At 69.3% G+C, this 14,704-nt stretch carries 11 protein-coding genes; all 11 read left to right on the top strand.

Translation table 11 applies throughout. The features are described 5' to 3' along the window. Positions 1–57 precede the first annotated feature (57 nt). The 11 genes from GNX95_RS01525 to GNX95_RS01475 all read left to right on the top strand — a co-directional run bounded on the left by GNX95_RS01525 (position 58) and on the right by GNX95_RS01475 (position 14,675). Entirely contained in the window at positions 58–930 is an 873-nt protein-coding gene (locus tag GNX95_RS01525; RefSeq protein ID WP_425483886.1) for a mycofactocin-coupled SDR family oxidoreductase, read from the top strand. Continuing rightward, on the top strand, positions 927–2,087 hold the full coding sequence (locus tag GNX95_RS01520; RefSeq protein ID WP_163505190.1) for a cytochrome P450: 1,161 nt from the start codon (positions 927–929) through the stop codon (positions 2,085–2,087). Before GNX95_RS01525 ends, GNX95_RS01520 begins: the two co-directional genes overlap by 4 nt. 142 nt (positions 2,088–2,229) lie before the next feature. Further along, positions 2,230–3,537 carry a YcaO-like family protein gene (locus GNX95_RS01515; protein WP_163505188.1) on the top strand — a complete coding sequence of 436 codons (1,308 nt, stop codon included), beginning with the start codon at positions 2,230–2,232 and terminating at the stop codon, positions 3,535–3,537. A gap of 20 nt (positions 3,538–3,557) precedes the next feature. Beyond that, complete coding sequence (locus GNX95_RS01510) at positions 3,558–4,190, top strand: TOMM precursor leader peptide-binding protein (RefSeq protein ID WP_163505186.1); 633 nt, start codon at positions 3,558–3,560, stop codon at positions 4,188–4,190. Then, positions 4,187–6,253 (top strand): hypothetical protein, encoded by a 2,067-nt coding sequence (locus tag GNX95_RS01505; RefSeq protein ID WP_163505184.1) that lies wholly within the window; start codon positions 4,187–4,189, stop codon positions 6,251–6,253. The genes GNX95_RS01510 and GNX95_RS01505 overlap by 4 nt, the downstream gene beginning before the upstream one ends. Further along, positions 6,250–7,704 carry a SagB family peptide dehydrogenase gene (locus tag GNX95_RS01500; protein WP_163505182.1) on the top strand — a complete coding sequence of 485 codons (1,455 nt, stop codon included), beginning with the start codon at positions 6,250–6,252 and terminating at the stop codon, positions 7,702–7,704. The genes GNX95_RS01505 and GNX95_RS01500 overlap by 4 nt, the downstream gene beginning before the upstream one ends. Next, the gene (locus tag GNX95_RS01495) at positions 7,691–9,157 is read left to right on the top strand and encodes an AMP-binding protein (RefSeq protein WP_163505181.1); all 1,467 of its coding nucleotides are present in this window, start codon (positions 7,691–7,693) and stop codon (positions 9,155–9,157) included. The genes GNX95_RS01500 and GNX95_RS01495 overlap by 14 nt, the downstream gene beginning before the upstream one ends. Then, entirely contained in the window at positions 9,154–10,257 is a 1,104-nt protein-coding gene (locus GNX95_RS01490) for a serine hydrolase domain-containing protein (protein WP_163505178.1), read from the top strand. The genes GNX95_RS01495 and GNX95_RS01490 overlap by 4 nt, the downstream gene beginning before the upstream one ends. Then, on the top strand, positions 10,254–11,438 hold the full coding sequence (locus tag GNX95_RS01485) for a coproporphyrinogen-III oxidase family protein (protein ID WP_163505176.1): 1,185 nt from the start codon (positions 10,254–10,256) through the stop codon (positions 11,436–11,438). Before GNX95_RS01490 ends, GNX95_RS01485 begins: the two co-directional genes overlap by 4 nt. Before the next feature lie 2 nt (positions 11,439–11,440). After that, positions 11,441–13,906, top strand: coding sequence for a lantibiotic dehydratase (locus GNX95_RS01480; RefSeq protein ID WP_163505175.1), 2,466 nt, complete (start codon positions 11,441–11,443; stop codon positions 13,904–13,906). Continuing rightward, positions 13,899–14,675, top strand: coding sequence for a thiopeptide-type bacteriocin biosynthesis protein (locus GNX95_RS01475; RefSeq protein ID WP_163505173.1), 777 nt, complete (start codon positions 13,899–13,901; stop codon positions 14,673–14,675). Before GNX95_RS01480 ends, GNX95_RS01475 begins: the two co-directional genes overlap by 8 nt. Positions 14,676–14,704: the final 29 nt, after the last annotated feature.

Here is a 14,704-nt window from a genome sequence, read left to right as displayed (position 1 = left end):
AGCAGCGTAACCGATCGACACGGCGACCACCGCCGCGTCGCACGAACGAGGACGGGAATTGCTGAATTGACCGGCAGAGTACGAGGAAAAATCGCTTTCGTGACCGGAGCGGCACGCGGGCAGGGTCGTGCGGCGGCGGTCGCCCTCGCGTACGAAGGGGCCGACGTCATCGCCGTCGACATCGCCGGCAGCCTCCCGACCACCTCCTATCCCGGGGCCACCCCCGCGGAGCTCCGGGAAACCGGCCGGCTCGTGGAAAAAACCGGCCGTCGCGCGGTGACCGCCGAGGTCGACGTCCGGGACTGTGACGCGCTGGCCGCCGCCCTGGCGGACGCGGTGGCCAGGCTGGGTGGTCTGGACGTCGTTGTCGCCAACGCCGGAATACTCGGCCCGTCCCGGCCGAGTTGGCAGCTGACCGAAGCGGAATGGCAGCACACGGTCGACATCAACCTGACCGGTGTGTGGCATACGGCGAAGGTCGCGATACCGCATCTCATCGACACCGGGCGGGGTGGTTCGGTGATTCTCACCGGCTCCACCGCGGCTTTGCGCGGAATGCCGGGGGTGGCCAACTACGTTGCCGCAAAACACGGTGTGGTCGGGTTGGCTCGGACGATGGCCAACGAGCTGGCCGCGCACCGGATTCGGGTGAACGCCGTACATCCCACCAATGTCCGTACGCCGATGGTCGACAACCCCGAACGCGCGCGGCTCTACCGTCCGGACGCTGACGAACCGGCCGGCACCGATGTCCATGAAGCCATGGCGTCGCTGAACCTGCTGCCCGTTCCGTGGATCGACGTCGAGGACGTGGCGAACGCGGTGCTGTACCTGGCCTCCGACGAGTCGCGGTATGTCACCGGGGTCGATCTGCCGATCGACGCGGGCATGAGCCAGAAATACTTCGGCGGGGGGTCGATGTCGCGATGACCGAGACGACAGGGCTGCCGGTGCACGTCCGGCGAACGAGTTTCGACCTCGATCCGGCGGTTGTCCGGCTGCGCGCCGAGCGACCGGTCAGCAGGGTGCGACTGCCGCTGGGCGAGGCCTGGCTGATCACTCGGTACGACGAGGTGCGGGAGGTGCTCCGCGATGCGGCCCGATTCAGCAACGGCGGTGAACCGCCCGTCGCCGGCCGGTCCAGCGGCGAGGGCGACGCGGCCGGTTCCCTGCTCGCGTACGACCTGCGGCGGGTGCTGACCGCGGAGTTCACCGTCCGCCGGATGCGGCGACTGCGGCCGCAGGTCGAGCGAATCGTGGCCGGCAACCTGGACCTGATGGAAACGGCCGAGCCGCCGGTGGACCTGATGGGGCTGTTCGGGCTGCCGGTGGCCTCGTCGGTGATCTGCGAGCTGCTCGGCGTGCCGCCCGAGGATCGGGAGGATTTCCAGCGGCAGAGCCACCGGCTGCTGGATCCCTCGATCGACCTTGACCTCAGATCGGCCACCGGCGTGCGGATCGACACGTACCTGGCGACGCTGGTCGCCCGGCTCCGCCAGAACCCGGGCGGCGGCCTGCTCGGGGTGCTGGTCCGCAAGCACGGCAGCCGGCTCGGCGACCGCGAGCTGGTCGGCATCGGGAACCTGCTGCTGATCGCCGGTCAGGAAACCACCGCGAACATGCTCGGGCTGGGGACGTTGGCTCTCCTGCGGCATCCCGACCAGCTCGCTCTGATGCGCGACAATGACCAAGCCGTCGAGCCGGCGGTGGAGGAGCTGCTGCGTTTCCTGTCGATAGTGCACTCGATACAGCCGAGGGTGGCGACCATGGACACCGTCGTCGGCGGCCAACCGATCGCGGCCGGCGACATCCTGGTCTGTTCGCTGCCTGCGGCCAACCGCGATCCGAACCTGGGCGACGGCATGGACGAGCTGGACCTCACCCGGCCTGCCGTCCCGCACCTGGCCTTCGGGCACGGCATCCACCACTGTCTCGGCGCGCCGCTGGCGCGGCTGGCGATGCGGACCGCGTTCCCGGCACTGCTGCGCCGGTTTCCGAAGCTGCGACTGGCGATGCCCTTCGACCAGGTTCGGTTCCACGCGTTGTTCCTCGTACATGGGATCAAGGAGCTGCCGGTCACCTGGTGACGGATCTTCGCGACTTTCCAAGGACAGCAAGACACTGCGCTCATTCTGAAGGCGTTTTGAAAGCGCGACGTTCTATCGTCGCAACCGAGTCGGAAGGCGAAACCGGCCGCCAGCGTCGAGTCGTGTCATCGGAGGCCGCCGAATGGGGATTGATACCGCGCGGTTGTACGCGGCCGCCAATCCTTTCGGCGTCATCGGCCCGATCAACGCGCAAACCACCGATGCGTGGCTGCCGCCAAACTGTCACGTGTACGGCGCGATGTCCGGCAGCACCCTGCCCGTCCTGCCGTACCCGGCCGGACGCCACCGGTCGTGGACCGACTACAACGCGCCCGGCACCGGGCGTTCCGTCGACGACCCGGACCGGGCCAAGCTGTTGGCCGCCATGGAGGCGCTTGAGCGCTATTGCTCGATGGTTCACGACCCGCGCTCGTGGCGGTTGGGCTCCGGACGGAAATGGGGAGATCGCGCCTTGGATCTCACCCGAGTGCCTCGCTGCTCGGCCGCCGAGCTGCGACATCCGGCCTGCCCGATCCGAACGCCCGACCCGGACGCCGACATCCGGTGGGTCAGCGCTCTGCGGCTGGACACGCAGTCCGAGGTCCTGGTGCCGGCCGTCATGGTCCACCTCGGCGTCGATCTGATTCCGGGTGAGAACTTCTGGCTGCCGATCTCCACCGGTTGCGCGGCGCACGAATCCATTCCGGCGGCGACCGTCAACGCGATCTGCGAGGTCATCGAGCGGGACGCGATCGCACTCACCTGGCTGCAGCGACTCAGCCTCCCGCCGCTGGAGGACAGTTGTCTGTCCGCGGCCACGACCGAGCTCGTGCATTGGTGCCAAACCCGCGGAATCACCACGTATCTGTTCGACGCGACCACCGATCTGCACGTTCCCACCGTGTATTGCCTGCAGACCGCCAGCCATGACCAGCGGGCCGCGCAGTTGGTCGGATGCTCGACGGATTTCGAGGTCTCGGCCGCCGCACACCGTGCCGTACTGGAGGCGATGGCCGCACGCAGTGCGGTTCACCATCACACCTCGCCCCGCCGGTACGCCGACTACACAGACATCATGGACGGCGCGGCGCTGCTCGCACGGCGGGCCCGCCGGCCAGCGTTTCGCTTTCTCCTCGACGGCGTACGGGATCGGGCGCCGAGCCGGCCGGTTTCGCCCGCCGCGGACACCGTGGCACAGCGATACCGGTTCCTGGTCGACACGTTGTCGTCGAAAAACATGCCCGCGTACGGTGTGGATCTTTCCACCCGGGAGGCCACCGCTCTGGGGATTTCCGTGGTACGCGTGGTCATTCCCGATCTCCAGCCGCTGTCGCTGACGCCGCTCGCGCAGTATCGCGCGCATCCGCGGCTTTTCACCGCTCCCCCGGCGATGGGCTTTCCGGCACGGAGCATGAGCGAGTTGAATCCATGGCCACAACCAGTCGCCTGACGGCCGGCGGATCCGGCGCGATGATCCGGATCGTCGCCGACGGCGGATTCGGGGCGGCGACGGCAAAAGAACTGACCGCGCTGCTCGGACCGGAAGCGACCGCCGTGACGGCCAGCTGGCACGAGCCGGGTCCTGACGTGTTGCGTGGCGCGGCCTTCGCGTTCTTCTGTTCCTGGCGCGATGTTCCGGCCGATCTCGACGCATTCGCCGCGCTCGCCGGCGACGCCTGCCCCTGGCTTCCGATCGTGCATTCCCACCCGTACGTCCGAATCGGGCCGCTGGCGGCCCCCGGCGGCGCCCCCTGTCAGCGCTGTTATCAAGTGCGTCTCGCGCAACACGGGCATCTGCGCGATGCCGGCCAGGCGGAACTGATCGAACTGCTGAGCTCACGTCCGGATCTCGGCATCGACGGCTTTCCACCGCACATTCCCCTGCTCGCCGCGGGCATCGGGCTGGGAATCATGACGAGATCGGCGGCCGCCGACGAGGTCACGCTGGTCAACACGGCGACCGACGTCGTACGCCACTGGAAGGTCGTTCCCGTCCACGGCTGTGCGGACTGCCATCACTCCGGGCCAGCGAATACGCGCGAACGCGTACGGGGCCTGCGTGCCGCTCTCGCGGATTCGCCGGTAGAAGCGGGGAAACCGTGACCGCGGCTCCGGTTTTTCCCCGGCTCAGAAGCGGTCTGGTCGCGGTCCAGACCGCGGACGGCATGGTCATCGAAGGCGGCCCGCGCAGTCAGCGCCTGGCCGGCGGCTTCGCGAACCGCGTACTGCCCCGGCTGCTGCCATTGCTGGACGGAAGCCGGCGGCTCGACGACGTGGCGGCCGTGCTGCCGGCGCGGCTAGAGCAGGTGGCCACGGCGATCCGGGTGTTGGCCGAACGCGGAATCGTCGAGGTGACCGCCGAACAGGTCCGGCCGGCCAACCAGACACCGTTGCACGCCTTCCTCGACCGGACGACGCCGCCGGATCACCGGGATCTGATCATCCGACGACTCGCGGCGGCACGCGTGCTCGTATGCGGACCGCACGGGCCGACATCACAGCTCATTCGGTGTCTGACCGACTCCGGAGTCGGCACGATCGAGCGGGACACCGCACCGCGGGGCGCCGCGGACCTCGCAATCGTCGTAACGACAGCTCCATCCGATGCGGCCGTATCCAGCGGCACCGCCACACCGACGCTGCGACTTCAGGTCGGTCCCGGCGCGGTGACGGTGAGTCCACTTCTCGGCGTACCAGGTGGACGCTGCCCCACCTGCTACGACGATCGGCCCCCTGGGGGTGCCGACCCGACGCCGGCGGACGTCGCCATCGGGCTCGGCCTGCTCGCCGGCGCCGCACTGAAATACCTTGGCGGCTACGGAAATCCGTGGGTGTGGCGCGGCACGATCACGATCCGACACGGGCGGATCGAGGAACAGTTGGCCGGCCGTGACCCCGCCTGCCTGGCGTGTGGCGACCCGCGCCTGTCGTTGGACGAGGATGCCCTGGCGCACTGGCGCTACGAGGAGTCCGTCGAGATACCTGTCCGCGGCGGCGATCCCGGCCCGATGCGCGTCGGCGAGGCCGGAAACGGCGACACGGCGAGACGCTATCTCGCACATCGCCGGCTGCCGGTGTCCCGACCGCACCGGGCCGGCCCGTCCACCTGGACCGACGACCTCGTCTGGTTGCTGGACAGGACCTTCGGCTCGTCGCGAAACCGGCGGACGGTGATCGGTGGCACCGGGCTGGTGCATCCGTACGTGCTCACCGACCCCGGCTCTCACGGGTGGTCCCGCTGCTATTTCGACAGCGTGCGCCGCGAACTGATCGAGCTCGCCGGCCCGCCGCCGACGGACTCGCGACACACCACCGGTTCCGTCAGGCTGCTTCTGGTCAGCGACAAAGCGGCGATCACCCGCCGGCTCGGGGTGCTCGGGCAGCGGCTGGCCCATCACGACGCGGGCACGCGCGCGGTGGAGGTGTCGCGTCTGGCCCACCGGCTGGGGTGGACCGCGCAGCTGTCAGGCGAGGGACCGGACCCGGCGACGTACGGGTCGCTGGAGCTCGATCCCGACCGGAACCTGATAGTGGCGACCATACGGCTCTGCCCGCCCGGCGCGTCGGACCGTACGCGGGCGGCCGCCGCCCGGTGGGACCGGCGCCACCGGGCCACTGGCTCGCACGGCTACCGATTCGGTCCTGACGAGGTGCCCGACACGCTGGTCGCCGACGTTCTACGCACCAGCCGGATCGCGGACCGCGAGCTCTTTCCCTCGGCCGCGCCGGCGGTGTCGACGCTGGTGTACGCCCGTCGGGTGTCCGGACTGCCGACCGGGATCTACCGCGTCGGCGACGAAGACGAGGCAGCCCTCCGGCCATGGCGAGGCGGACAGTGGCGTTTCAGCGGTGTCGAGTCCTGGCTGGCGGCCCGGCGGCTCGACCCGGCCGCCCTGGTGCTCTGCTCGGCGGACGTACCGGCGGTGCTCGGTCGCCAAGGTGCGGCCGGCTATTCGGCGACGTTGGCCGCAGCCGCGGCCGCCGGCAGCCTCGTACGCTGGGCCGCCGCCGCGGCCGGGCTGCGGGCCGGACTGTTCGCCCGGCTGCCGGCGAGCCTGCCGGGCGAGATGGCCGGCGATCCGACCGAGCGGTTGCGCGTACTCGCCGGTGTCGGGCTCGGCCGTCCGGCCGGTCCGGCCGGCCCGGATGAGGCGGTGTTGTGGTGAACGTGGGCGTCCGCTCGGCATTTCGGCTGACCGCCGTTGACCAGGCGGCTTTCCAGCAGATCGGCCCCGATGTGCTGGAGATCCGGCTGACGGACCGGCGGATGCGGCTCAAGCGGCTCGACAAGGGTGTGCTTTGCGCGTTGGCCGGTCTGGCCGCCGGACCCGCCGATCGGGACCGGCTCCGTGAGTACGCCCGGTCGGTGGATCCGGCAGCCGACCTGCGCCGGCTCGACCAGGAACTTGCCCGGTTGGCCAGCCGGTCGGCGCTGGAGCTGAGCTGCGTGGCCAACGGGCAGCCGGTCCTGCGCGCAGTGGCGACCAGCCGGCTGGCGGCGTTCGACCTGAACCCGGCGAAGGCCGGCCAGCTGCGGCTGTCCCGGCTCAGCGTCGCGTCGGTCCGGGAGGACGTGTTGGTCGTCGAGGCGCTCGCGGCCTACACCCGGGTCTGCTTCCTGGATCCCGCCCTTGGCGGGCTGCTCACCGCCTTGGCCACCGCGCGCGACCTGCCCGGCATCCAGGCGGCGCTGCCTGGCCACGACCCCGAGCTGATCGAGGCGGCCGTCACTTTCCTGCTCGGCACCGGCGCGATTGTCGCGGTCGATCAGAGCGGTGACAGCGGCGAGTCGCGGCACCGTCAACGGGAACTGCCGGATGTGGCGCTGCACGCTCGCAGCCGGCAGGGCCTGTCCGACCAGCGTGTCGGTGGCACCTTCCGGTTCGCCGGTGAACTGGACCCGGCCCCGGCCCTGCGAGCGCGACCGGACGGACCCGGATTCGCGCTGCCGAAACCCGACCTGGACCGGCTCCGCAGGACCGACCGCTCACTGACCGACGTACAGGAGTCACGGCGGTCGATCCGCCAGTACGGTCCGGATCCGATCACGCTGGCCCAACTGGGCGAGTTCCTGTACCGGGTCGCCCGGTGCCGCACGGTTCACCCCGTCGACGAGTCGATCGGCCTGTACTACGAGGTCAGCGACCGCCCTTACCCCAGCGGCGGCGGCGCGTACGACCTGGAGCTCTACCTCACCCTCCCCTCGTGTCCGGGCCTGCCGCCGGGCATGTATCACTACGCGCCGGACGAACACCTGTTGACACTGGTCTGCGACCGGCCGGAGGTGCTGGGCAGGATGCTCCGCGACGCCTCGACGGCCACCGGCGGACAGCAGGAGCCACCGGTACTGATCACTCTCGCATCCCGGTTCGCACGCCTCAGCTGGAAATACGAGGGCCTCGCGTACGCCACCGCGCTGAAGAACGTCGGTGTGCTTTACCACGCCATGTACCTGGCCGCGACCGCGATGCGGCTTGCGCCGTGCGCGCTGGGCACCGGCGACGCCGCCACGTTCAGCGAGGCGACCGGATGCGATCCGCTGGTCGAGTCGTCCGTGGGCGAGTTCGCCCTCGGCAGCCGTGCCAGCGACGGCGGCGAGCGCGATGTCCGCGATTGACACACGGATCCGGGAACGGGCGCTGAACTCACCAGACACCCCGGCGCTGGTAATACGTTCAGCCGCCGACGACGCCGTGTGGACGTGGCGCGAGCTGGCGGCGGCGACCGGCCACCGCGCGGCCGCGCTGTCGGAGGTCGCCGGTGACGCACCGGTCGCGGCGACGATGGCCACCGACAACAACGCGGAGTTGGTGCTCGAGCTGATCGCGGCGTTGCGTACGGACCTGCCGCTGGGACTGCATTCCCGGCGCGCCCCGGCCGCCGAGCAGGACGCCTTCCGGTCGGCCTTACGGCGGCGGGGCATTCAGACCCTCGCCTGGACAGATGGGCGGTGGCTCAGCGACCACCCGCCGCCAAGGACCGCCACGCGGATTCCATCGCAGAGCGTGTTGCTCGCAACCGGCGGGAGTTCGGGGATGCCGAAAATCGTGGTGGACAACCGAATGCGCGACGTGGCACGCCGCCCTCGCCCGGCCAGAGCCAGCACCGCGACGAACTGGCGGCCGCGACAGCACCAACTGGTGCTGGGTCCGCTGCATCACACGGCGGCCCTCACCTTCTTCGTCGAAGGCCTCACCGACGGCAACCTCCTGCTGCTGCAGCGCGACTTCGACCCCGGTGACACCCTGCGGTTGGTCGACGAATGGCGGGTCCGCTGGTTGCAGGCGACGCCGTACCATCTGCGTCGGCTGGCCGCGTCACTGCGCCGGTCGCCCTACGACCTCGGCAGCGTCCGCGGGCTGCTCCACCTCGGCGCTCCCTGCCCTGACGACCTCAAGCGATTCTGGCTGCGTCAGCTCGAACCGGGTTACGTGTTCGAAATGTACGGAGCGACCGAGGGCGTCGGCTTCACACTGGTCGACGGACGGGAATGGTTGCGGCGACCGGGAACGGTCGGCACGGGATTCTTCACCCAGATCCGCATCTACGACGACGCCGGCCGCCGGCTCCGGCCGCATGTCGACGGTCTGGTCCACCTCCGGTCGGCCACCGCCGGCCGGGCCGTCTATCTCGACGCCCGGCATCAGGTCACCGGGACGCCGGACGGTTTCGTCGGTCTCGGCGATCGCGGCCATCTCGACGACGAACGGTATCTGTTCCTGCGGCCACGGCAGATCGCCCACATCCAGGTGGGCGACCTGACCGTTTACCCCGCCGAAGTGGAGTCGGTGCTGACCGCGCACCCCGCGGTCGCCGACGCCGCCGTCCTCGGCGTTCCCGACGACCGGCTCGGCGAGAAACTGGTCGCCCTGATCGTGCCGGTCACCGGTCCCGTCGATCCGTTGCTGTTGCGCCGGTACGCCCGGCAAGCGCTGGCCCGGCACAAGGTGCCACGGCAGTTTCGGTTCGTCAGCAACCTGCCGTACAACGACAACGGCAAGCTCGACCGGCCGCGAGTCGCCGACCTGTGCGCCGCCGGCGAAGGACACGCCGCGGAGGTGTCGCCATGACGGGGCAGCCGGCGGCGCTCGCCGGTACGCGGACCTTGTTGGAAAGCTGGGCCGAGGCCGGCTCGAGTCTGGGCGCCCAGGTGGCCGTCTACCAGGCCGGAACACCGATCGCCGACTTCGCGACCGGCCAAAGCGCACCCGGCGGTCGGGCGAGCACGGCGGATGTGGGCCGGCTGTACTGCGCGGCGAAACCACTCACCGCCTGCTGTGTCGCCCGCGCGGTCGACCTGGGACTGTGCGCGGTGGACGACGCCGTGGGTAAGTATCTGCCGGCATTCGACCGCGGGCGTCGGCAGAGCGTGACCCTGCGCGGGCTCATGAGTCACACCAGCGGCCTTCCTGACCTCATGCACGCCGACCCGTACGGTCACCAGGCCGGATGGGTGCTCGCGGCCGCCTCCGAACTCGAGTTTCCGGACCGTTTCTGGTATCGCAAGCCGCATTACAACAACACCAGCGCCTGGTACGTGCTGGCGGCAGTCGTCGAAAGACTCTACGACCAACCGCTCGACGACGTCGTACGCGAGCAGGTCGGCAAACCACTGGGACTTTCCGATCTCGCCTTCACTCAGGACGAGCGGAACCATTTCGCCGACTGCTACCAGTTTCGCGGCAACGCGGTCATCGCCCTGCCTGGACCCGACCATCACCAACTCTTCCGCGACGTCAATCCCGCACACGGCGGATTCGGCAGCGCACGTTCGCTCGGCGCTCTCTTTGTCGAGTTGAACCGATGCGTACGCGGGGCCGGCGACCTGATCAGCACACCGGTCGCGCGCGAGTTCGTCCGGCGGCAGGCCGACGTCGAAATTCCCGGCGGTCACGGCGATCATCCGTACGGGCTGGGCTTTTTCCTCGACGTCGGCAGATCCTGGGTCGGCGGCGGCTGGGCCGAGCGCAGTTTCGGTCACCACGGATTCGTCGGCCGGCAGGCCGTGGTCGGCGCCTTCGCCGACCCCGACGCCGACGTCGTGCTGTCGATACGACTGTTCAGCGCCGGACCGCGCAACAACTGGATGTTTCATCGAATCGGTCAGGAGGTCTGGTCGGATCTCGGCCTTTCCGCCAACCACGACAGAGAACGGGCGGCTTCAACGTGAAAGATCTCCTGCTCTACGTCCACGTCCCGTTCTGCCCGTCCAAATGTCATTTCTGTGCCTGGGTCAAATCCGTGCCCGTCCGTGACCTGCGTCTGGACGAGTCGGACGGGCCGCGCCGCGCCTACGTCGACGCCGTGTGCGACCAGATCCGTACGGCCGCGCCGAAGTTGAACCAGGCCGGCTACCGGCCGAAGCTGATGTACTGGGGCGGCGGCACACCGAGCGCGCTGACGGTGCGCGAGTTCACCCGGATCATGGACACGTTGCGGGAGTCGTTCGACCTGTCGGCGCTGACCGAAGTCACCACCGAGTCCAGTCCGGACACCCTGACCGAGGAAAAACTCGCCGCGTACAAGGCTGCCGGTTTCACCCGTGTCAGCATCGGCGTGCAGAGTTTCGACCCCGACCGGTTGCGCCGGGTCGCACGATCCCACACCCCCGATGACGCTCGTACGGCCCCGCGGCTGGCCAGCGCGGCCGGTTTCCAGGAGATCAACGTCGATCTGATGTGCGGAATGCCGGACGAGTCGCTCGACGAGATCGAGCGGTCCGTCGTGACGGCCACCGAACTGCCGATCACTCACGTGTCCCTCTATCCGTACGCGCCGGCGTCCGGCACCGTCACCTACCGCCAGTTGGAAAAGGGATGGGGGACGATCGATCGCAAGGAACGCAAACGCGCCTACCAGTTGGGGCGGACCATTCTCCAGGACCGGGGTTTCCCGGAATATTCGATGAGCTACTTCGGCAGGACTCCGTGCGAGGTCGACCTGGCGTACTACCGCCTGACCATGGACTGGATCGGCTTCGGGCCGGGAGCGAGCTCGATCGTCGACAGGAAATTCGCGCTCATGCACGAGCAACTGGCGAGCTATGTCGCCGATCCGAACCAACCGCGGGTCGCGTCGCCGGCATCCGCGGAAAGCCTCAGCAGCACCTTCCTGTTCGAAGGACTCGGCACCTTCTCCGGGGTGAGCGCGGCGCGGTGGCAGGAGCGACTGGGTTACTCGCTCGACTGGGTTCTCGACCACAGCATCCAGTACGGACTGATCCAGTACCTCACCAGGTTCGGTGGCCTGATCAGGGACGAGGTCGGCATCAGGCTGCCACGGGAACGGATCGCCCCGATGCTCATCGATCTGACCGGCCGGCTCACCCCGGCCGCCGGGTGGTCCGGCTGACCGTGGCAGGCGAGCAGACCCCGCATCCGTCGCGCACGGAATCGCCGCTGGCCGCAGCCGATCTGCGCCTGGCGCCGGTCGCGTTGCACCGGGTGTGCGGGATTCCGGTGTCCGCCCTGGACGAGCTCTCGGCACCTCGCACGCTGGACCTGATCCGGCGGGCGAACCAGAACGCCGACGTGGCCGCCGCACGAGCGGCCGAGTTGTCGGCACGGCTGCACACCTGCGTACGGCACGCCGGCGACGATCGCGACCTCCGTCGTGCCCTGCTGGCGATCCGGCGTGCCGTGCATCGTGGGGCCTGGACCGACCGCCACCGAGCGGCCGCCGAGAGCGTACGGGCCAAGCTCGACCCGCGAACCGAAACCGGGCTGCGGTCATGGATCGATGCCACGGAGAGCAAAAGCCGCCATCTCGACGCGGCGGAAACGGCCATCATGGCGGAGCTGCGGGCCGCCGCGCAGGCGATGACGACCCGGCTTCGCGATCCCGAAAACCTGCGCGGGTTGGCCCTGGCGAGCCCCGACTTCGGCCGTGCTCTGCTGGGCGGCCCCGAGGTCGGCGACGGTCGCGTGGCATCGCGATTCGCGCGTACGGCGACGTCGTACTTCACCCGCATCGCGACCAGGACCGTCCCCTTCTCCACCTTCGTCACCGTCGGGCTCACCGCGGTGGGCCCGACGTTCCTGCCGCGGCAGACAGGCGAACGATCCGTCGTCACCTCCACGCGGACGCTGGCCGTGGCACTACTGATCGCCTGCACCCGCCACCCGGACACCGCGAGACTCCTTGAGGTGGTCAGAAATCGCGGGCTGCGGTGCGTGAACGGGCGTTGGGTCGCCGTCTTGCCGGTGTACGTGCCGCTCGCCGACGGTGCCGGCTTCCGCTATGACGAGTTGACCGACTGTGACTCCTACCGTGGGACAATCGCTTGCCTGCCTGAACATCCCACGCCATTACCGGAACTGGTCGCCACCTCCGGTCCCGGCGTGACCGAGTCGACGGCCCGGCGGCTGGTGGAGGTGGGCCTGCTGCAGCCGCGTACGCCGTGGGCGCTCGACGCCCCGCGGCCCCTGGGCGCGTTCGCCGAACGGGTCCGCACGACCATCGACACACCTTCGGCGACGCCGCCGACCGGGCTCGCGGACGCGCTGGAAACGCTTGCTGCGAGCGAAAACAGCGTCGCGTATGGCGACGCGGCCAGCCGGATCGCCGCGATCGGGTCCGCACGGCACGTCGCGCGGGAGGCGTTCGCCGTGCTCGGCCAGCCGGCCCCCCGTTGGCTCGACTCCGCGCCGCTGTTCCACGAAGCGGTGGCGACGAGCCGACCAGCGCTTCGGCGGCTTCCCGAGCCGGTGCGGGCCGATCTGCTCGATGTGGCCGCGCGGACAGTTCCACAGTTGCGCTGGAGCGTCGTCTATGACGAGTTGGCGCGGTTTTTCGTGGCGCACTACGGCACCGGCGGGTCCTGCTCGGACATTCTGGAATTCCTTTATTCGTTCGATCCGGGCACCTCGTTCTCCGGCGATCCCGACCGCTGCGTCGCCGACTCCGAGCGTGCGCGGCTGCCCCCGGCGGCGGTAGCGGTGTTTTTCCAACTCGCGGCGGCCGGAGAGGACGATCTCGCGGCGGCTAATTATCGGCTGGTCGTCAACGCCGTCCATCCCGGCGAGCTCGGTTTCCTCACGCGGTGGGCCCATGTGCCGGCGTTGCGTACCGGTTTGTCCGCGGCGATCCGGGAGTGGACAGCGGCGCTGCACCCCGGCAGCCGGGTCTACCAGTTTTGCGCCTACCCCGACTTCGTCGAGTTGCAGCGGCCGGCGCGGACAGCGCTGCCCCTCCTGCGCTGGCCCACCGATCTCCCTGCCTTCGGCGACAACGGAATCGAGTTGTCCCGCCTTACGTTGAACCACGATCCACGGTCCGGGATGCTGCGCATCTACGATTCGGACGGATCACCGGTCTCGCTTTGCTACACCGGCACGGTTCCCAGCGGTCTGCTGACCGGGCCAATCCGGTTGCTCAGCATTCTGGCGAATCCGTGGCGACCACCCGCCGGTGGTCTCGTCGAACAGCTCGGCCCGGCCGGCCATTCGCCCCGGGTGACCTGCCAGCGCATCGTATGGGCCCGGGCTCGTTGGGTCTTCTCCGCCGCCGATGTTCCCGCGTACACGCCGGGCGCACCACTCGTTCCGTTCCTCACCTCGATCGATCGGTGGCGACGCGCCGCCGGCCTGCCGGACCAGGTGTTCGTCAAGCGCACTCGCGGCAGCCGCCCGGTCGGAAAACCACGCTGGGTCGGTTTCCATCACCCGCACACGATCGTCACCGGCTTCCGGAACCTACTGGCGGAAGCCACCCACCTCGCCGTCACCGAGGCGCTGCCCGCCACCGGTCAGCACTGGGCGCGTAACGGTGCCGGCGAACCAGTGGCAACCGAGTTTGTCGCACTGGCAAGCCATGGTTGACGGTCCCGCGGTCGCCGACTGGCTCGCCTATCGCATTCCGGTGGCGTCCCCACCGGACATCGCCGCCCTGCTCCACGAGGTCGTACGGCCCAGCATTGGGCAGATCAGCGCCGAGATTCCCGATTTCCGCTGGTTCTTCCTGCGCTATTTCGATCCCGCTGGGCTGCATCTTCGGTTGCGCCTCCGCGTACCGGTCGGCGTACTAACCGAGGTCGACGCGTTGATGGAGGGAGCGCTCAACGGCGGCCCGGCGGCGCGACTCGGCTGGGTGCGGCGGCTCTACGCTCCGGAGACCGGCAAATTCGGTGCCGGGCCGGCGCTGGACGGCGCGGAGCGCCTTTTCCAGCTGAGCAGCGAAACCGCTTTGCTGTGCGCCACCCCTGACCGGCGCGGCGACCGAATAGCTCAGGCCGCGGCCGTAACGAGCCTGTTGGCCGACGACCTTCCCGAGCCCGCCCGACGCAGGTTTCTCGGAGTCTGCGCAAATTCAGCAAAGACCGAGGCGGCCGTCGAGCCGGACCTGCGAGGGCGCGCCATGAGACTGGACGATCGGCGCCGCGGAGTCCTCGCCGAAGCGGACCTCGGGCGAACACTGTCGGCGTTCGCCCTGGCTTTCCGCCAGTTCCTCGGATCGGCCGCCCGTACGCTCGCTCCCATCAGCGATGACGACCTGCGGTTTCACCACATTCATCTGACCAACAACAGATTGGGGGTGTTTCCCGCGGAGGAAGCGGCGATAGCGAGACTGCTGCTGGCGCTGGGCTCGTGAGTGTCCGGCCGGATGTGCGCCGACCGGAC

It is taken from the genome of Fodinicola acaciae, assembly GCF_010993745.1.
Classification (GTDB): domain Bacteria; phylum Actinomycetota; class Actinomycetes; order Mycobacteriales; family HKI-0501; genus Fodinicola; species Fodinicola acaciae.
Note: the sequence above shows the minus strand (reverse complement) of the source record. Positions and strands in the feature narration are given on the sequence as shown.

Excerpts from the sequence above, each read along its gene's own strand:
- GNX95_RS01495 (WP_163505181.1), top strand. The coding sequence starts at position 7,691 with ATGTCCGCGATTGACACACGGATCCGGGAACGGGCGCTGAACTCACCA.
- GNX95_RS01490 (WP_163505178.1), top strand. The coding sequence starts at position 9,154 with ATGACGGGGCAGCCGGCGGCGCTCGCCGGTACGCGGACCTTGTTGGAA.
- GNX95_RS01520 (WP_163505190.1), top strand. The coding sequence starts at position 927 with ATGACCGAGACGACAGGGCTGCCGGTGCACGTCCGGCGAACGAGTTTC.
- GNX95_RS01475 (WP_163505173.1), top strand. The coding sequence starts at position 13,899 with ATGGTTGACGGTCCCGCGGTCGCCGACTGGCTCGCCTATCGCATTCCG.
- GNX95_RS01510 (WP_163505186.1), top strand. The coding sequence starts at position 3,558 with ATGATCCGGATCGTCGCCGACGGCGGATTCGGGGCGGCGACGGCAAAA.
- GNX95_RS01515 (WP_163505188.1), top strand. The coding sequence starts at position 2,230 with ATGGGGATTGATACCGCGCGGTTGTACGCGGCCGCCAATCCTTTCGGC.